Below are 16,760 nucleotides of genomic sequence, written 5' to 3'. Positions count from 1 at the left end.
GACGCGCGGCCCCTCTCCTTCCTCCGGCGCGGCGGCTAAAACCTTGACAGAACCTTGACCGGCGTAATGGGCAGGTCGCGCACGCGATGGCCGGTCGCGTGGTGCACGGCGTTGCCGATGGCCGCGGCCGTGCCGACGATGCCGATCTCGCCGATGCCCTTGCTGCCCATCGGGTTGAGCTCGCCGTCCTGCTCGTCCAGCCAGACCGCCTCGACGTGCGGCACGTCCGCGCAGGCGGGCACGTGATACTGCGCCAGGTCCCTGCGCAGGAACCCGCCGAACTCCTCGTCGGTGAGCGTCTCCTCCATCAGCGCCATCCCGAGGCCCATGGTCATCCCGCCGACGAACTGCGACCTGGCCAGCTTGGGCTCCACGATGCGCCCGGCGGCGAAGACGCCGAGCAGGCGCGGCACGCGGATCTCGCCGGTCACGGAGCTGACCCTGACCTCGGCGAACTGCGCGCCGAAGGCGTGCCTGGCCAGCTGCGCGTCGTTCCCGACCTCGCCGGTGGTGTCGGCCCGGCCCTCCTTGCCGTCGCCGTTCATGAGCTCCTCGCAGGCCCGTACGACGGCCGACCCCCACGAGGCCGTGCCCATGGAGCCGCCGGCGACGGGCGCCTCCGGCAGGTCGCTGTCGCCGAGCTCGACGTGCACCTGATCGGTTGGGACGCCGAGCGTGTCCGCGGCGATCCCGGCCAGCGTGGTACGGGCGCCGGTGCCGATGTCGGCGGCGGCCACCTGGACGACGTAGTCACCGTCGCGCACGAAGACGAACGCGCTGGCCGGGCGGCGCCTGGACGGATAGGTGGAGGCGGCCACGCCGGTGCCGACCAGCCACTCCCCCTCGCGCCTGACGCCGGGCTCGGGGTCGCGGTGCCGCCAGCCGAAGCGGCGGGCGCCCTCGCGCAGGCACATGACGAGGTTGCGGGAGCTGAACGGCAGCCCGCCCTCCGGCTCGGCGTCGGCGTCGTTGACGACGCGCAGCTCGACGGGGTCCATGCCGAGGGCGCAGGCGAGCTCGTCCATGGCGGACTCGAGCGCGTACATGCCGGGGCACTCCCCCGGCGCGCGCATCCACGACGGGGTGGCCACGTCCAGCCGGACCAGCCGGTGCGCGGTGCGCAGCGCGGGCGTGGCGTACATGACGCGGGCCGGGGTCGCGGTCTGCTCGGCGAACTCCACCAGCGTCGAGCTCTGCTCGTACGCCACGTGCTCCACCGCCGTGAGCCGGCCGCCGGCGTCCGCGCCGAGCCGCAGCCGCTGGATCGTCGGCGTGCGGTAGCCGGTGACGTCGAACATCTGCTGCCGGGTCAGCGCGATCTTGACCGGGCGGCCCGCGGCCCTGGCCGCCAGGGCGGCGAGCACGGCGTGCGGCCTGGTGGAGCCCTTCGCCCCGAAGCCGCCGCCGACGTGCCTGGACACCACGCGCACGTCCTCCCGCGGCAGGCCGAACGTCTGCGCGATGGTGTCGCGGTCGGGGGAGGCGCCCTGCGTGCTGTCGTAGACCAGCAGCCTGCCCTCGGGGTCCCACACGGCCACCGCGGCGTGCGGCTCCATCGGGTTGTTGTGCAGGACAGGCGTCGAGTAGGTCACGTCCACGCTCGCGGCCGCGCCGGCGAGGCCCGCCTCGACGTCGCCCTTCACGGTGTCGGACGGGTAGTCGGGGTTGACGACGTCCGGCCGGTAGAAGCCGGGATGATCGGTGCGCAGGGCGACGTCGTGGTCGTCCGGGTCGTACTCGACGCGCACGGCCGCGGCGGCGGCTCGGGCGTTCTCGTAGGTGTCGGCGACGACGGCGGCGACGATCTGGCCGCGGTAGGCGACGTCGCGGCTCTGGAAGAGCGCCAGCTCGGCGTCGGCGTCCTCGGCCAGCGGGGGCGGGTCCTCGCAGGACAGCACGGCCAGCACGCCGGGCATCTCGCGGGCCCCGGCGTCGTGGACGCGGACGATGCGGCCCTTGGCGACCAGCGACTGCACGGGGTAGGCGTAGGCGACGGCTTCGACCGGGTATTCGGCCGCGTACGTGGCCAGCCCGGTGACCTTGACGCGGCCCTCGACGCGGTTCACGGTGCCAGCTCCTCGAGGGTCGCGACGATCAGGTTTCTGGCCAGCGGCAGCTTGTAGGCGTTGCGCGGCAGCGGGCGGGCCTGCTCGAGCTCGGCCTCCGCGGCCTCCAGGAACGCCGCGCCGGTGGCGGGCCCGCCGATCAGCAGCCGCTCGGCGCGCGTGGCACGCCACGGGACGTGGGCCACGCTGCCGAGCGCGATGCGGCAGTCGCTCACGACGCCGTCGGAGCCGACGTCGAGCGAGGCGGCGATGGACACGAGCGCGAACGCGAACGACGCCCGCTCGCGCACCTTCCGGTACGCGGAGGCTCCCGGCGGCGGCGCGGGCAGCTCCACGGCCGTGATCAGGTCGCCGGGTTCCAGCACCGTGTCGCGTTCCGGCTCGTCGCCCGGCAGGCGGTGCAGCCCGGGCATGGGAATGATCCGGTCGCCTCCCGGTCCGGTGACGTGCACCTCGGCGTCCAGCGCGGCCAGCGCGACCGCCATGTCCGACGGGTGGGTGGCCACGCACGCGCCGGAGGCGCCGAGCACGGCCAGGTTGCCGTGGTCGCCTTCGATGGCCGGGCAGCCGGAGCCCGGCCGGCGCTTGTTGCACGGCCTGCTCACGTCCTGGAAGTAGGCGCAGCGGGTGCGTTGCAGCAGGTTGCCGGCCACGGTCGCCATGTTGCGCACCTGCCCGGACGCCCCGGCCAGCACCGCCCGCGCGAGCATCGGGTAGCGGGTGCGCACGAGCGGGTCGGCGGCGAGATCGGTGTTGCGCACGGCCGCGCCCACGCGGAGCCGGTCGCCGACCGGCTCGATCACGTCGAGAGGCAGCCGGCTGACGTCCACCAGCTGGTCGGGCTCGGCCACGCCGAGCCGCATGAGGTCGACCAGGTTGGTGCCGCCGCCGAGGTACATGGTGCCGGGCCGGAACCGGCGCACGGCGTCGGACGGGCTGCCGGGGCGGGCGTACTCGAAGCGCTTCACGGGGCGGCCTCGGCGATCGCCTTGACGATGTTGACGTAGGCGCCGCACCTGCACAGGTTGCCGCTCATCCGTTCCCTGATCTCCTCGGGCGTCAGCTCTGGATCGAGCGCGACATCGCCGGTGACGGCGCTCGGCCCCGGCTCGCCCAGCATGGCCACGGCCGAGCAGAGCTGGCCCGGCGTGCAGTAGCCGCACTGGAACGCGTCGTGTTCCATGAAGGCCGCCTGCAGCGGATGCAGGTCGTCCCCCTCGGCCAGTCCTTCGACGGTGACGACCTCGCAGCCGTCCACGGCGACCGCCAGCGCGAGGCACGCGTTGGCCCGCCGCCCGTCGATGAGGACCGTGCACGCGCCGCACTGCCCGTGGTCGCAGCCCTTCTTGGCGCCGATCAGCCCCAGCCGCTCGCGCAGCAGATCGAGCAGCGACATCCGCGGGTCGACGTCGACCGCGTGGGGTGTGCCGTTCACCTTCAGGGTGATGTCCATGGCGCACGACTACCCGACGCCCTCACCGAGCAATCCTGAGGACGCCAAATCCAGACGGAGCCTTGATTTGCCCAGTTTTGCGGGACCACTGCCGGGTAGCGCGGCGGTCATGGGGCGGGCCATGGACGAACAGACGACGGACTCCGCGGCGATCCTGACCGTGAACGCCGGCTCGTCGAGCCTGCGCCTCGATCTCGTCCAGGGCGGCAGCGTGCTCGACAGCGCGCACGCCGAGCGCGCCGCCGACCCGGGCGCCGCGCGGGAGGCGCTGTCGGCGTTCCTCGGCGGCCACTTCGACCGCGACATCCGGGCCGTGGCGCACCGGCTGGTGCACGGCGGCGACGTCGTCCGCGCCCCGGCGGTCGCCGACGACGAGACGGTCGCCGCGTTGCGCGGCGTCACGGGCCTGGCGCCGCTGCACCTGCCGCCCGCGCTGGCCCTGCTGGACGCGGCCCGCGAGCAGCTGCCGGCCGTGCCACACGTGCTCTGCCCCGACACCGCCTTCCACGCCGGCCTGCCGGACGCGGCGGCGGTCTATCCGCTGCCGTCCGAATGGCGCGGGCGGCACGGCCTGCGCCGGTACGGCTTCCACGGCCTGTCGTACGCCTGGGCCGCGGGACGGGTGGCCGACCTGCTCGGCCGACCGCTCGAGGAGCTGGACCTGGTGCTGGCGCACCTGGGCGGCGGCTGCTCCGTGTGCGCGGTGTCGGGCGGGCGCAGCCTGGACACCTCGATGGGGTTCACTCCTCTCGACGGGCTGCCCATGAGCAAGCGCTCGGGCAGCGTGGACCCGGGGATGCTGGTGTGGCTGCTGTCGGAGGGCCACCTGTCGGTGGCGGAGCTCGGCGAAGGGCTGGAACGGCGGTCGGGGCTGCTCGGCCTGTCCGACGGCCTGTCCGGTGACACGCGCGACCTGGTCAAGGCCGAGCGTGACGGTGACGACGCGGCCGGGCTGGCGCTGCGCGTGCTCGCCCACCGGGTGAGCAGGGAGATCGCCGCCGCGGCCACCTCGCTCCGGCGGATCGACGCCCTCGTGTTCACCGGGGAGATCGGCTGGGACCAGCCCGAGGTGCGCGAAGCCGTCTGCGGCCGTCTCGGCCTGCTCGGGGTGCTGCCGCCCGTACGCGGCAACCGCCACGACGACGGGCCGGTCAGCGCGCCCGGCGCCGCCGTGCCCGTCCTGGTGGTCCAGGTGCGCGAGGAGCTGCAGCTCGCCCGCGAGTGCCTGGACGTCCTCGCGGACACGGATCCCTGACGGAGCGCCACCGGGCCCGCGGGCCCGCGCCGACGCTGTCCGCGACGCCCGGCGTTTGGACGACTGTCGGTGGCGGGTGATTGGATCCCTGCTGTGGAGGCGTCGGTCGAGCAGCTCGTCTACGTCCGCGAGGACGCATACACCGTGGCGCGCATGAGCGCCGACGGCGTGCCCGGCTTCGTGGCCACCGGGCGGGCGCTGGGCGGGGTGCAGCCGGGCGAGACGCTGCGGTTGTCCGGCGACTGGAGCAGGCATCCGCGCCACGGCAGGCGGTTCGCGGTGAGCGCGTGCGAGCGGGTGACGCCCTCCTCGGTCCGCGCCATCCGCATCTATCTCGGATCGGGGCTGATCAGGGGCATCGGGCCGCGGCTGGCGTACGCGATCGTCGACCACTTCGGCGAGGCCACGCTCAAGGTGATCGACGCCGAGCCGGAGCGGCTCACCGAGGTCGTCAACATCGGGCCGCAGCGGCAGGGGCAGATCGTCCAGGCGTGGCAGGAGCAGAAGGCGATCGCCGCGCTCATGGTGACGTTGCAGGGCCTGGGGGTCAGCCCGCTGCTGGCCGCGAAGATCTACCAGGTGTTCGGTCCCGACGCCGACGAGGTCCTGGCCACCGACCCGTACGCGCTCATCGGGCGGGTCAGGGGCATCGCCTTCCGGGTCGCCGACAGGATCGCGCTGCAGTCGGGGGTGCCCGAGCGCAGCCCGCAGCGGGTCAAGGCGGCCCTGCTCGACCGCGTCGAGGCGGCGGGCAACCGCGACGGCCACTGTTTCGTCCCCGTCGCCGCCCTGGTCAGAGAGACGGCGGAGCTGATCGAGCAGGATGAGGAGCTGGTGCGGCCGATGGTCGACGCGCTCGTGGGCGAGCGCCGGCTGGTCGTGGAGACCGCCCCCGACCGGCCCGGGCAGGCGGTCGCCTACGCCAAGCACGTCCACGCCCGCGAGGTGGCGCTGACCGAGCAGCTCACCCGGCTGGCGCGCGCCCGCTCCACGCTGCCGCTGCGCGCCTTCCGGGAGGACCCTGAGCTCCACGACGACCAGCGCGCCGCCGTCAACATGGCGCTGACCAGCACGCTCTCCCTCCTCACCGGCGGCCCGGGGTGCGGCAAGAGCCACACGGTGAAGGCCATCGCGACCACCGTCAGGGCCGCGGGCGGCACAGTGACGCTCACCGCGCCCACGGGCAAGGCGGCCAAGCGGTTGTCCGAGCTCACCGGGCTGCCGGCCATGACCGTGCACCGGATGCTCGCCCAGCAGCCCGATCCCGACCCCGAGACGCTGTTCGACGAGCGGCCGGCCCGGGCCGACCTCATCGTGGTGGACGAGGCGTCCATGCTCGACCTCCACCTGGCGACCCGGCTGACCGCGGCCGTGCCGTCCGGCAGCCACCTGCTGCTGATCGGCGACAGCGACCAGCTCCCGAGCATCGGTCCCGGCGACGTGCTGGCCGACCTGCTGCGCGTCACGGAGATCCCGCGGGTCCAGCTCACCCACGTCTTCCGGCAGGCGGGCGGCAGCGGCATCATCGACGCCGCCCACCGCATCCGCGCCGGCCGGTCGCCCGCGGTGGGGGGCGGGTTCTGGTTCGAGGAGCTCGACGATCCCGAGCAGGTCGCCCGGCGGGTCGCCCACCTGGCGATGGTGGCGATCCCGCGCAAGCAGCAGGTCGAGCCCGGCCAGGTCCAGGTGTTGTGCCCCATGCGCCGGGGCGAGACGGGCGCCGCCGCGCTCGGGCGGCTGATCCAGGACCAGCTCAACCCCGCCGCCGACGGCAAGGCCGAGCACTGGTCGGGGGCGACGGTGTTCAGGGTGGGCGACCGGGTCATGCCGATCCGCAACAACTACGACAAAGGCGTCTTCAACGGCGAGACGGCGACCGTCACCGCGGTGATCCCGGAGGAGCGGATGATCGAGATCCGCACCGACGACGGCGAGAGCGTGCGCTACGGGTTCGACGAGCTCGACGATCTGACCCATGCCTACGCCATCAGCGTGCACCGCTCGCAGGGCAGCGAATACCCGTTCGTGGTCGCGCCGATCGTGGCCGAGGCCGGAGGCGTCATGTTGCGGCGCAAGCTGCTCTACACGCTGGTCACCAGGGCCAAGGCGTGGGTCGTGCTGGTGGGGCAGCGCGAGGCGCTGGAGCTGGCGGTGCACCGGGTGGGCCGGCGCAGGAACACCGGCCTGGCCCGGCGCCTGGCTCTCAGCCTCGAGAGCTGACGTCGCCCGCCATGGCCCGTCGCACGGCCCGTTGAATGGCCCCGTTGAATGGCCCCGTTGAATGGCTGGGGCAAAGCGGTTGACGGGCGCGGGACGATGGGGTGGTGGACGAGCGTCGCCAGACACGGATCTCGAAATACCTGGCCCGGCACCTGCGGCACGACCCGCAGCGCATCGGGCTGGCGCTCGACGCCCAGGGATGGACGCCGGTCGACGAGCTGCTGCGGGCCGCCGCCGCGCACGGGTTCCCGTTCACGGAGGCGGAGCTGGGCCAGGTCGTCGCCGCCAACGACAAGCGGCGCTACACGATGGCGGACGGCCGCATCCGGGCCAACCAGGGGCACTCGGTGCCGGTCGACCTCGATCTGCCCGCCGTCGCGCCTCCCGAGACGCTCTATCACGGCACCGTGCGGCGGTTCGTGGCGCCGATCAAGGAGGAGGGGCTGCGGCCGATGAGCCGGCACCACGTGCACCTGTCGCCCGATCGGGAGACGGCTACGCGGGTGGGCGGCCGCCGGGGCGTTCCCGTGGTGCTCGTGGTGGCGGCCGGGGCGATGCACAGGGACGGGCACGTGTTCCTTCGCAGCGCCAACGGGGTGTGGCTGGCCGACCACGTGCCGCCCGGCTATCTCCGCTTTCCCTCCGGTTGATCGGCGGTGAAGCGACGGTGTGGCCGCGGCGTCACGACCAGGGCGCGACGGGGTGATCGCGCCTCGGCGGCGGGAGCGTCCGGCGCGAGGTGATCGCGGTCATGGCGTGGTGGCTTGGCGGAGCGCGTCGCGGGCGGCCATGAGAGCGAAGCCGAGCAGGTTGAGGCCCGGCCACGTCGCGGGCGAGGCGGCGCGCTCGTCGGTGGCCGCCAGTCCGATGCCCCACACCCGGTCGAGCGGGCTCGCCTCCACCAGCACCCGGTTCGACGTCCCCCGCAGGAACGCGGCCAGCTCCGCGTGCTGCCCGAACTTGGCGATGCTCCCCCGCACCACGATGCCGTAGCGGTGGGCGCCCCATGTCGCCTCGTCGAAGCCGCGCACGGTGCGCCCGAGGGCTTTCGCCTCACCCGGGTGGCCGGCGGCGAGGATCTTGGCCGCGCTTTCCCCGTCACCGAACAACCACGCCTTGTGCGCCATCATGTAGTGCTCGGCCGAGGCGTAGGTGTGCCCGTCCTCGTGGAACGTGACCGGCCACCACTGGCTGAGGCAGCCCGGGCCTGGGCCGCCGTCGCGGGCCGGCCGGTGGCCCCAGAAGAAGAGGAACTTCAGTGGCCGGCCCGCGCGTTCCGCGGCGATCGTCTCCGCGACGGTCATCGGAAGGGGAGCGTCGTCTGGCATGGCCTCAACCTACGGGACCGGCTCCGGCCGGGCAGCGTGACCCGCGTCCGGGTAAAGAACGGGTGCGCCGGGGCTACCCGCGTGGGCGCCGGGTAGCCGGAGCGCATGGGAAAGAAGAAAGAACCGGCCGAGGGTGACGAGGTCACCTGGCGCAGCCACGGCTCCACCGCCAAGGGCAAGGTGGAGAAGAAGCTCACCAAGAGGCAGAAGGAGGCCGGCCGCACGGTCGCGGCCTCTCCCGAGGAGCCCCAGTACGTGGTGCGCAGCGAGAAGAGCGGCAAGAAGGCCGTGCACAAGCCGTCGGCGCTGCGCAAGGAAGGCTCGTGAGCGAGGACCGCCGGCAGGTCGCGGCCGAGTTCGGCAAGTCCGTGAACATGACCGCCGGCGAGCTCGAACGCTGGCTGGCCACCGACGAGTCCCAGGCGGTGGGGCAGAAGGACGGCGGCGGCGAGTCGGTCGGCCACGAGTCCGGCAGGAGGATCGTCGACCTCCTCCGGAAGAAGAAGGGCGACTGGACGGACGACGACTACGACCACATGAACAAGGTCGTCGGCTACGTCCACCGCCACCTCGCGCAGCGCCCTTCCGGCGACGTCACGGCGTCCAGGTGGCGTTACTCGCTGATGAACTGGGGCCATGATCCACTCAAGTGACGCGGGGGGTGTTCACGGGCGGACGACTCTGGTGCGCCGGCGCCCTGGAAGGCTGTTACCGTAGTGCGCTGTGAGCAGGGAAGTCGGCTTCGACTGCCTGCTGAGGTTTCCCTAGGGGCGTGCACGATGCGTGACATGCGGGGCGGCGATCGATGATGGGCGCGACACCGCCCTTTCCAGCCAGATTCCGGCATCCCGCCCAGCTCGTGGTCGCCGCGTTCGGCCTGGCCGTGGCCGTCGGCACCGCCCTGCTCTCGCTGCCGATCGCCACCGAAGAGGGCGAGGCCACGGACACCGTGGTCGCGCTGTTCACCGCCGCCTCTGCCGTCTGCGTCACCGGGCTGGCCGTCGTCGACACCGCGTCACACTGGTCGGCGTTCGGCGAAGTGGTGATCGCCGGGCTGTCCCAGGCGGGCGGCCTCGGGATCATGACGCTGGCCACCCTGTTCACCCTGTTCATCTCGGGCCGGCTGGGACTGCGGGCGCGGATCGCCGCCCAGACGGAGACCAAGACGCTGAGCATGAGCGACGTGCGCAAGCTGGTGCGCAAGATCTTCCTGTTCAGCCTGGCCTGCGAGGCCGTCGCCGCCGTCCTGCTCACCGGCCGCTTCGTCATCGGCTACGGCGAGTCCTTAGGCCGCGCCGCCTACCTGGGCGCCTTCCACGCGATCTCCGCCTTCAACAGCTCCGGGTTCGTGCTCTGGCCGGACAACTTCATCCGGTTCGTCGCCGACCCGTGGATCTGCCTGACCATCGCGACCGCGGCCATCGTCGGCGGGCTGGGCTTCCCCGTGGTGTTCGAGCTGGCCCGGTCATGGCGGCATCCGAGCAGATGGACGGTGCTGACCAGGATCACCGTCGCGGTGACCGTGACGTTGCTGGTGTTCGGCACTCTCGTCTTCCTGGCCACCGAATGGCGCAACCCCCGGACGTTCGGCCCGCTCGACGACGGCGGGAAGCTGCTGGCCGCCTTCTTCACGTCGGTGATGCCGCGCTCGGCCGGGTTCAACGTCGTCGACATCGGTCAGATGTACCCGTCGAGCTGGCTGGCCACCGACTTGCTGATGTTCATCGGCGGGGGCAGCGCCGGCACCGCGGGCGGCATCAAGGTGACCACGATCGGGATGCTCGCGTTCATCGTCTGGGCCGAGCTCCGCGGGGAGAGCAGGGTGAACATCGGTCACCGGCGGCTTCCCGAGACCACGCAGCGCCAGGTGGTCACGATCACGGTGATGGGCGTCGCGCTCGTGACCGTGTCGACGTACGCGCTGCTCGCGCTCACCCCCCACAGGCTGGACCAGGTGCTGTTCGAGGTGATCTCGGCGTTCGGCACGGCGGGCCTGTCCACCGGCATCACCCCGGAAGTCGGCACGGCCGGGCACCTGCTCCTGACGGTGCTGATGTTCATCGGCCGGATCGGCCCCCTCACCCTGGGCTCGGCCCTGGCACTCAACAGGCGCGCCCGCCACTACGAGCTACCCGAGGAGCGAGTCATCGTTGGCTGAGTACAAAGGCGACCCCGTCGTCGTCATCGGGCTGGGGCGATTCGGTACGTCCCTGGCGCTGGAGCTCACCCGGCGCGGCACCGAGGTGCTGGCCATCGACAGCCGGCCCAAGATCACGCAGAGCCTGGCCGGGCGGATCACCCAGATCGCGACCGCGGACGCCACCGACATCGAAGCGCTGCGCCAGCTCGGAGTGTCCGACTTCTACCAGGCGGTGGTGGCCGTGGGCAGCGACATCGAGGCCAGCATCCTGACCACGTCGCTGCTGGTCGAACTGGAGATCAACGACATCTGGGCCAAGGCCATCAGCACCCAGCACGGCCGCATCCTCAGCCGCATCGGCGCCCACCACGTCGTCTTCCCCGAGCACGACATGGGCGAGCGGGTCGCCCACCTGGTCAGCGGCCGGATGCTCGACTACATGCAGGTGGACGACGACTTCGCGCTGGCCAAGACCACGCCGCCCAAGGAATATGTCGGCATCCCGCTCGGCCAGTCCAACCTGCGCCGCAAGTACGGGGTCACCATCGTGGCGGTCAAGCCCCCGGGCGAGGAGTTCACCTACGCGACCGCGGAGACCGAGCTGTCCTACGGGGACGTGGTCCTCGTCTCCGGCCGTACCGAACAGGTCGAACGCTTCGCGGAGCTGCCATGAGGACCAGGCTCCAGCTGCGGAGGTCATGATGCGCGCACGCGATCTCACGGTCGAGTTCCCCACCGTCACCATGGACACGCCGGCGCTGGAGGCGGCCAGGCTGCTGGCCGAGCGCGATCTGCCCGGGCTCATCCTGGTCGACGACGCCGGGATGCCGGTCAGCATCCTGCCCGGCACGCAGGTGCTGCGCCTGGCGGTGCCCGCCTACTGCCGGGACGACCCGGCGCTGGCCCGGGTGGTCGACGAGGCCCACGCCGACCTCTTCCTGCGGCAGCTCGGCGGCCGCACCGTCCGGGAGTGCCTGCCGGAGCAGCCGCGCGAGCTGCCGGTGGCCGACATGACGGCGACGGTGCTGGAGCTGGCGGCGCTGATGGCGCGTACGCGCAGCCCGCTGGTGGCCGTCGTGGACGACGGGCGGCTGGCCGGTGCGGTCACCCTGCAATCCCTCCTCGACCGCGCCCTCGAGCTGTGACCCGCGCCCTCCGGGCGGCTCGTGGGTGCTGAGCCGGCGCGGAGCCCGTTCGTCCCACCGAACGGGCGCGAAGGCGTCCGCGGCGGGCGGTGCGAGCAGGGTGACGCCGCTGGGGCGGGCGGTCGATCAGGTGTGTCCGGCGCACCGGCCGGGCGGGGCTCGGCGTGATCCGGCCCGGCCGTCAGGCCGGCCGGGTGGGCTGGGGCCGGGACGACCAGTCGTGTACGTTGCCGCCCGCCCAGCGGTCGAGCAGTTCGGTGTCGTGGCTGATGGCCAGCACCCCGGCCCCCGTGCGCTTCCGGTACTCCTCGATCCTGGCGACGAGGTGGGCCTGGGTGGAGGCGTCGAGCATGGTGGTCATCTCGTCGCAGATGAGGTAGCGCGGTTCGAGCGCCAGCGCCCGGGCGACGCAGGCGCGCTGGAGCTGCCCGTCCGACACCTCGTGCGGCCGGCGGCCGAACAGCTCGGCCGTGAGCCCCAGCTCCTCCGCCAGGAGGAGGGCTCGTTCGAGGGGCCGGCGGGCGGCGCGCAGCGGCTCGGTGATCACGTCGAGCAGCGTGAAGAGCGGGTCCACGGCCAGGCGCGGCTGCTGGAAGACCAGTCCGATCGAGGTGCGGTGCGGTGCCCGATATCGCCACCGCGTCACGGCGTGCCCGTCGACGGTGACCGTGCCCGCGGAGGGGCGCAGCAGGAGGGCGAGCACGCGGGCCAGGGTGGACTTGCCGCAGCCGCTGGGCCCGGCCAGGCCGAGGACCTCGCCGGGAGCCACGGACAGCGTCACGCCGTCGAGCACGCGATGCCGGCCGAACAGGACGGTGACGCCGTTGGCCTCAAGCATGGTGGCAGGCCACTCCTTTTCCGCTCATGACGGGGCGTTCTTCGCACACGGGTGTCGCCTGGGAGCAGCGCGGCCGGAAGGCGCAGCCCTCCGGCAGGCGGGTGAGCTCGGGCGGCTGCCCCTGGATCGGGACGAACCCGCGCGAGGGCAGCGCGTCCAGTAGCCCGCGCGCGTAGGGGTGGCGCGGCCCGGCGAAGAACGGGCCCGCCTCGGACAGCTCCACGATGCGGCCGGCGTACATGACGGCGATGTCGTCGGCCACCCGCTCGGCCGCGCGCAGGTCGTGGGTGATGACGAGCACCGCGCGGCCCTCGTCGCACAGGCGGCGCAGCTCGGTCATGGTCGCGTCCACGAGGGGCCGGTCGAGGCCGGTGGTGGGCTCGTCGGCGACGATCAGGGGCGGGTCGCCGGCGAGGGCGAGCGCGTTGGCGACGCGCTGCGCCATGCCGCCGGAGAGCTGGTGCGGGTAGCGGTCGAGGTCCTGCGGGCGCAGCCCGGCCCGCGCGGCGACCTCGTCGGCTGTCTCCGTACGGCCGAGCTCGCGCAACGCCTCGGCGAGCTGGGCGCGGGCGGTGCGCACGGGCGTGAGGTGGGCGGCGGGGCTCTGGGGGACGAGGCCGATCATGCGTCCGCGTACCTGCCCGGCCAGCACCTTCTCCGGGGCGGCGACCAGGTCGAGCGGGCCGAGCCAGGCATGCCCCGTGACGTCGGCGTTGCCCGGCAGCAGGCCGAGCAGGGCATGCGCCATCACGGACTTGCCGCAGCCGGACTCGCCGACCAGTGCCAGGCAGCGGCCCTCGCGCAGCTCGAAGCGGGCGTCGGTGACCGCCTGCACGACCGCGCCGGGCAGCCGGAAACGGATCGACAACCCGTCGACACGCAACCTCACAACACCAGCTCCGATCTCCAGCGCGGGTTGGTCCGGTCGCGCAGGTGCTGGGCGAGCGCCGAGACCGCCAGCGTGGGCAGCAGGATGAACAGGCCGGGGAACAGGCTCGGCCACCAGTCCCCTGCGAGCAGCGAGCGCTGCCCATCGTTGATCATGTTGCCGAGCGAGGCCAGGTGGGGCGGCAGCCCCAGGCCGAGGAAGCTGAGCGCGGTCTCGTGCCAGATGGCGTGCGGGATCATCAGCACGGTGGCGAGCAGCAGGTGGGATACCAGGTTGGGCACGAAGTGGCGGCGGATGACGCGCAGCCGTCCCGAGCCTCCTGAGATGGCGGCGTCCACGAAGGGCCGCCCGCGCAGCGACAGCACCTCGGATCGTACGATCCTGGCGGCCGTGGTCCAGTGGGTGACCGCCACCGACACCACCACGGCGACCGCGCTCGGCGCGAACAGGGCCACGATGAAGATGCCGAACAGCAGGTGAGGCAGCGCGTTGAAGCCGTCGACGACCCGCATGAGCAGCCGGTCGGCCACTCCCCCCGCCGCGCCGGCGGCCAGCCCGACCAGGCCGCCGATCAGCACGCTCGCCACGGCGGCGACCAGGCCGACCAGGATCGACACGCGCAGCCCGTAGATCGAGCGGATCAGCACGTCCCTGCCGACCTCGTCGGTGCCGAACGGGTGGCCTGGCGAGGGCGGCAGCGAGGCGGCCCGCAGGTCGACGAGCTGCTGGTCGAGCTGGACGATCAGCGGCACCAGCACCACGGCGAGGACCAGCACGGCCAGCGTGCCCAGGGCGATCCGGAGCCGGCGCGCCGGCCTGCCGGACGCGTCCTGGCGTTCGCGTGCGATCTCCATCAGCCCATCCCGAGCACGCGCACGCGGGGGTCGGCCACCGTGTAGGCCAGGTCCGCCAGCAGGTTGCCGCCCACGACCGCGAGTGTGGCCAGCAGGGTGAGCGCGGCCAGCAGGGGGAAGTCGACCGACAGCGCCGCCTTGATGGTGGTGCCGGCCACTCCCGGCCAGGAGAACACCGCCTCCACCAGGATCGCCCCCGTCACCAGCTCCGGCACTCTGGCCCCCGTGATCGTGATGAACGGCAGCAGCGCCGAGCGCAGCGCGTGCCGCAGTAGCACCGTGCGCCCGCGCAACCCGCGCGCCCGCGCACCCGTGATGAAGTCCTCGCGCAGGACGCCGATGACCGACTCCCGCACGAACAGCAGGAGCCACGACGACTGCGAGAACGCCAGCACGGCCACCGGCAGCACCATGTGGCGCAGCAGGTCGGGCAGCGTCACCGTGGCGGAGGCGGCGTCGGTGAGCCCGCCCGCGGGCAGCCAGCCCAGTGTCACGGAGAACACCCAGATCGCCAGCAGCCCCACCCAGAAGACGGGGGCCGCCTCGTTGGTGTAGGCGGTGCCGGTGACGAGGCGGTCGAGCCACGAGTCGCGCCGCCAGGCGGCCAGCGTTCCCACGGCCAGCCCGGCGACGAGCATCACCACGAGCGCGCATCCGACGACGAGCAGCGTCCAGCCCAGCCGCTCGCCGATGACCTGCGCGACCGGCAGGCGCAGCGACCGCGACTCTCCGAGGTCGCCGCTGAGCAGGTTGCCGAGCCAGGTGGCGTACTGCTCCATGAGGGGTTCGTCGAGCCCCCAGTTGGCCCTGATCCCGGCCATGACCTCCGGACTGGTGATCATGGCCCGCTCGCCCAGATACTGCCGTACGGGGTCGAACGGGGACGCCTTGGCCAGCGCGAACATCCCGAACGTCACGGCCAGCAGCAGCGGCACGGTGAAGGCGAGCCGCCAGGCGACGATCCGCACCCAGGTCATGAGCCGGGCTTCCAGTTCACGACCGTCCCGAGCATGCCGCCGGTGGAGTGCTCGTGCGCCTCGACCCCGACCTGCAGCCCGCTCCAGTCGCCCCGGACGACGTAGGTGTGCTTCAGATGGACGAGGTACAGCCAGACGGCGTCGTCGCGGATGAGCCGCTGCACCTCCTGGTAGGCCTTCTTGCGGGCGGCCTGGTCGGACGTGCGGCGGCCGGTGTCGAGCAGCCGGTCCATGGCGGGGTTCTGGTAGCGGCCCGGGTTGAAGTAGCCCTGGCCGGCGTAGGAGGAGTGGAACAGCTCGTAGTTGGTGTAGTCGGGGTCGTACGGGGTGCCGTACCCCATGATCAGCGCGTCCTTGGACATGCGCTGGTCGATGGCGTCCCAGTCGAGCCCGGCGAGCCGGACGTCGATGCCCACCTGTTTGGCGTCCGAGGCGACGGCGAGGGCGAGTTCCTTGCGCAGCGAGTCGCCGGCCGGGTACATCAGCGTGAACCTGGCGGCCGTGCCGTCCTTGGTTCTGATGCCGTCCGCGCCCGCCTTCCAGCCGGCCTCCTCCAGCGTCGCCACGGCCTTGGCCCGGTCGGGTTGCGCGGAGCCGGTGACAGAGGAATCGTGCCACCCGGTCCCGGGCGCGATCGGCCCGAACGCGGGAGCGCCCGCGCCCGCCAGGATCGCCGAGACCATCGCGGAGCGGTCCACGGCCAGGCTGAGTGCCTTCCGGATGGCCAGGTCGCCGGTCACCGGCCGGTCCATCGGGAACATGACTCCCCGGTAGTCGGCGCTGGGCGCCTCGTGGACGGTCATCCCCGGCTGGTCCCTGAACCGGTCGACCGCCTTGGGCGGCAGCTCGGTCGCGGTGTACTCGCCTGCCGCCATCCTGGTCGCCCGCGCGTTGTCGTCGGTGGTGTACGCGAGCACCAGGTTCTTGACGGCCGGCACGTCGCCCCAGTAACGCTCGTTGGCCTTGAGCGCGATCTTGTCGCCCTTGGTCCAGGACACGAATGTGTACGGTCCGGTCCCTACCGGCTTGCCCGACAAGTCCGATTTATCAGGAACGATGCCGAGCGTGGCCCGCTGCAGGATGGGCGCGTAAGGGTACTTGAGGTGGAAGACGACCGTGCGGGCGTCGGGCGCGTCGACCTTGTCGATGGCGGCGTAGTCGCCCCTGATCGGCGAGTTGTTGCCGGATGCCAGCACCTGCTCGTAGGTGTAGACGACATCCGCGCTGGTCAGAGGCCTGCCGTCGTGGAACGTGACACCCTGGCGCAGGGTGAACTCGACCTTCTCCCCGTCCACCTCCGGCAACGACTCGGCCAGAGCCGGTCGCAGCTTGAGGTCGGGCGTGCGCCGTACGAGCCCGTCGAAGATCAGCGAGCCCCCGTCCGGGGCGTAGCCGAGAACCGGGTTGAGCGAGTCGGGCTCCGAGCTCAGGCCCAGCACGGCGGTGTTCTGTGCGGCCGGAGCCGCGGACGGCTGCGAGGGCGCCGAACACGCGGTCAACGCCAGGACAAACACCCCGAACAGTGCCGATCTTCGCTTCATGCTCGCGACCTTAAAGCGAAGTTCTTCCTATTGCAAGAGAGTTGCAATAGTGGC

At 72.4% G+C, this 16,760-nt stretch carries 17 protein-coding genes; 8 read left to right on the top strand and 9 right to left on the bottom strand.

All coding sequences use genetic code 11. The annotated features are described in order from the left end of the window. Nucleotides 1-35: 35 nt before the first annotated feature. Genes ACZ6SA_RS13960 through ACZ6SA_RS13950 form a run of 3 tightly spaced genes read right to left on the bottom strand, consistent with a single transcriptional unit; the run spans nt 36 to nt 3,519 of the window. Nucleotides 36-2,066, bottom strand: a complete 2,031-nt coding sequence (locus ACZ6SA_RS13960; protein ID WP_347647444.1) for a xanthine dehydrogenase family protein molybdopterin-binding subunit — start codon at nt 2,064-2,066, stop codon at nt 36-38. Beyond that, nucleotides 2,063-3,034, bottom strand: coding sequence for an FAD binding domain-containing protein (locus ACZ6SA_RS13955; protein ID WP_347647443.1), 972 nt, complete (start codon nt 3,032-3,034; stop codon nt 2,063-2,065). Before ACZ6SA_RS13955 ends, ACZ6SA_RS13960 begins: the two co-directional genes overlap by 4 nt. After that, the gene (locus ACZ6SA_RS13950; RefSeq protein WP_347647442.1) at nt 3,031-3,519 is read right to left on the bottom strand and encodes a (2Fe-2S)-binding protein; all 489 of its coding nucleotides are present in this window, start codon (nt 3,517-3,519) and stop codon (nt 3,031-3,033) included. Before ACZ6SA_RS13950 ends, ACZ6SA_RS13955 begins: the two co-directional genes overlap by 4 nt. 121 nt (nt 3,520-3,640) lie before the next feature. Between ACZ6SA_RS13950 and ACZ6SA_RS13945 the strand changes: the two genes are divergently transcribed. The 3 genes from ACZ6SA_RS13945 (at nt 3,641) to ACZ6SA_RS13935 (ending at nt 7,644) form a co-directional block, all read left to right on the top strand. Further along, nucleotides 3,641-4,774 carry an acetate/propionate family kinase gene (locus ACZ6SA_RS13945; RefSeq protein WP_465828158.1) on the top strand — a complete coding sequence of 378 codons (1,134 nt, stop codon included), beginning with the start codon at nt 3,641-3,643 and terminating at the stop codon, nt 4,772-4,774. A 93-nt stretch (nt 4,775-4,867) separates the two neighbouring features. Next, a complete protein-coding gene (gene recD2, locus ACZ6SA_RS13940; protein ID WP_443154973.1) occupies nt 4,868-6,994 on the top strand; it encodes an SF1B family DNA helicase RecD2 in 2,127 nt (708 codons plus the stop codon). A 104-nt stretch (nt 6,995-7,098) separates the two neighbouring features. Next, complete coding sequence (locus ACZ6SA_RS13935) at nt 7,099-7,644, top strand: RNA 2'-phosphotransferase (protein ID WP_465828156.1); 546 nt, start codon at nt 7,099-7,101, stop codon at nt 7,642-7,644. 99 nt (nt 7,645-7,743) lie between these two features. Here ACZ6SA_RS13935 and ACZ6SA_RS13930 read toward each other — a convergent pair whose 3' ends face one another. Then, nucleotides 7,744-8,322, bottom strand: coding sequence for an NADAR family protein (locus ACZ6SA_RS13930; protein WP_465828155.1), 579 nt, complete (start codon nt 8,320-8,322; stop codon nt 7,744-7,746). A 105-nt stretch (nt 8,323-8,427) separates the two neighbouring features. On the opposite strand from ACZ6SA_RS13930, the gene ACZ6SA_RS13925 reads away from it, so the two are divergent. The 5 genes from ACZ6SA_RS13925 (at nt 8,428) to ACZ6SA_RS13905 (ending at nt 11,607) form a co-directional block, all read left to right on the top strand. After that, the gene (locus ACZ6SA_RS13925; protein ID WP_132599853.1) at nt 8,428-8,649 is read left to right on the top strand and encodes a hypervirulence associated TUDOR domain-containing protein; all 222 of its coding nucleotides are present in this window, start codon (nt 8,428-8,430) and stop codon (nt 8,647-8,649) included. Next, nucleotides 8,646-8,975: a DUF3140 domain-containing protein gene (locus tag ACZ6SA_RS13920; RefSeq protein ID WP_465828154.1), complete on the top strand. Its 330-nt coding sequence runs from the start codon at nt 8,646-8,648 to the stop codon at nt 8,973-8,975. The genes ACZ6SA_RS13925 and ACZ6SA_RS13920 overlap by 4 nt, the downstream gene beginning before the upstream one ends. Before the next feature lie 152 nt (nt 8,976-9,127). After that, nucleotides 9,128-10,480, top strand: coding sequence for a TrkH family potassium uptake protein (locus ACZ6SA_RS13915; protein ID WP_465828152.1), 1,353 nt, complete (start codon nt 9,128-9,130; stop codon nt 10,478-10,480). Continuing rightward, nucleotides 10,473-11,135, top strand: coding sequence for a potassium channel family protein (locus ACZ6SA_RS13910; RefSeq protein WP_347647436.1), 663 nt, complete (start codon nt 10,473-10,475; stop codon nt 11,133-11,135). The genes ACZ6SA_RS13915 and ACZ6SA_RS13910 overlap by 8 nt, the downstream gene beginning before the upstream one ends. A gap of 28 nt (nt 11,136-11,163) precedes the next feature. Further along, the gene (locus tag ACZ6SA_RS13905; RefSeq protein WP_465828151.1) at nt 11,164-11,607 is read left to right on the top strand and encodes a CBS domain-containing protein; all 444 of its coding nucleotides are present in this window, start codon (nt 11,164-11,166) and stop codon (nt 11,605-11,607) included. A gap of 181 nt (nt 11,608-11,788) precedes the next feature. Here the strand turns inward: ACZ6SA_RS13905 and ACZ6SA_RS13900 are convergent, their stop codons facing one another. Genes ACZ6SA_RS13900 through ACZ6SA_RS13880 form a run of 5 tightly spaced genes read right to left on the bottom strand, consistent with a single transcriptional unit; the run spans nt 11,789 to nt 16,706 of the window. Beyond that, nucleotides 11,789-12,445 (bottom strand): ABC transporter ATP-binding protein, encoded by a 657-nt coding sequence (locus ACZ6SA_RS13900; protein WP_465828150.1) that lies wholly within the window; start codon nt 12,443-12,445, stop codon nt 11,789-11,791. Then, entirely contained in the window at nt 12,438-13,334 is an 897-nt protein-coding gene (locus tag ACZ6SA_RS13895) for an ABC transporter ATP-binding protein (protein ID WP_347647433.1), read from the bottom strand. The genes ACZ6SA_RS13900 and ACZ6SA_RS13895 overlap by 8 nt, the downstream gene beginning before the upstream one ends. Then, nucleotides 13,331-14,188, bottom strand: coding sequence for an ABC transporter permease (locus ACZ6SA_RS13890; RefSeq protein ID WP_465828148.1), 858 nt, complete (start codon nt 14,186-14,188; stop codon nt 13,331-13,333). Before ACZ6SA_RS13890 ends, ACZ6SA_RS13895 begins: the two co-directional genes overlap by 4 nt. Beyond that, complete coding sequence (locus tag ACZ6SA_RS13885) at nt 14,188-15,165, bottom strand: ABC transporter permease (RefSeq protein ID WP_465828147.1); 978 nt, start codon at nt 15,163-15,165, stop codon at nt 14,188-14,190. Before ACZ6SA_RS13885 ends, ACZ6SA_RS13890 begins: the two co-directional genes overlap by 1 nt. Beyond that, on the bottom strand, nt 15,162-16,706 hold the full coding sequence (locus ACZ6SA_RS13880; protein ID WP_465828145.1) for an ABC transporter substrate-binding protein: 1,545 nt from the start codon (nt 16,704-16,706) through the stop codon (nt 15,162-15,164). The genes ACZ6SA_RS13885 and ACZ6SA_RS13880 overlap by 4 nt, the downstream gene beginning before the upstream one ends. Nucleotides 16,707-16,760: the final 54 nt, after the last annotated feature.

This window comes from Nonomuraea sp. NPDC049378 (assembly GCF_055586745.1).
Note: the sequence above shows the minus strand (reverse complement) of the source record. Positions and strands in the feature narration are given on the sequence as shown.

Bases quoted from the DNA above. Each gene is read 5' to 3' on its own strand.
- ACZ6SA_RS13950 (WP_347647442.1), bottom strand. From the start codon at position 3,519: ATGGACATCACCCTGAAGGTGAACGGCACACCCCACGCGGTCGACGTC.
- ACZ6SA_RS13945 (WP_465828158.1), top strand. From the start codon at position 3,641: ATGGACGAACAGACGACGGACTCCGCGGCGATCCTGACCGTGAACGCC.
- ACZ6SA_RS13930 (WP_465828155.1), bottom strand. From the start codon at position 8,322: ATGCCAGACGACGCTCCCCTTCCGATGACCGTCGCGGAGACGATCGCC.
- ACZ6SA_RS13925 (WP_132599853.1), top strand. From the start codon at position 8,428: ATGGGAAAGAAGAAAGAACCGGCCGAGGGTGACGAGGTCACCTGGCGC.
- ACZ6SA_RS13915 (WP_465828152.1), top strand. From the start codon at position 9,128: ATGATGGGCGCGACACCGCCCTTTCCAGCCAGATTCCGGCATCCCGCC.
- ACZ6SA_RS13905 (WP_465828151.1), top strand. From the start codon at position 11,164: ATGCGCGCACGCGATCTCACGGTCGAGTTCCCCACCGTCACCATGGAC.
- ACZ6SA_RS13900 (WP_465828150.1), bottom strand. From the start codon at position 12,445: ATGCTTGAGGCCAACGGCGTCACCGTCCTGTTCGGCCGGCATCGCGTG.
- ACZ6SA_RS13890 (WP_465828148.1), bottom strand. From the start codon at position 14,188: ATGGAGATCGCACGCGAACGCCAGGACGCGTCCGGCAGGCCGGCGCGC.
- ACZ6SA_RS13885 (WP_465828147.1), bottom strand. From the start codon at position 15,165: ATGACCTGGGTGCGGATCGTCGCCTGGCGGCTCGCCTTCACCGTGCCG.
- ACZ6SA_RS13880 (WP_465828145.1), bottom strand. From the start codon at position 16,706: ATGAAGCGAAGATCGGCACTGTTCGGGGTGTTTGTCCTGGCGTTGACC.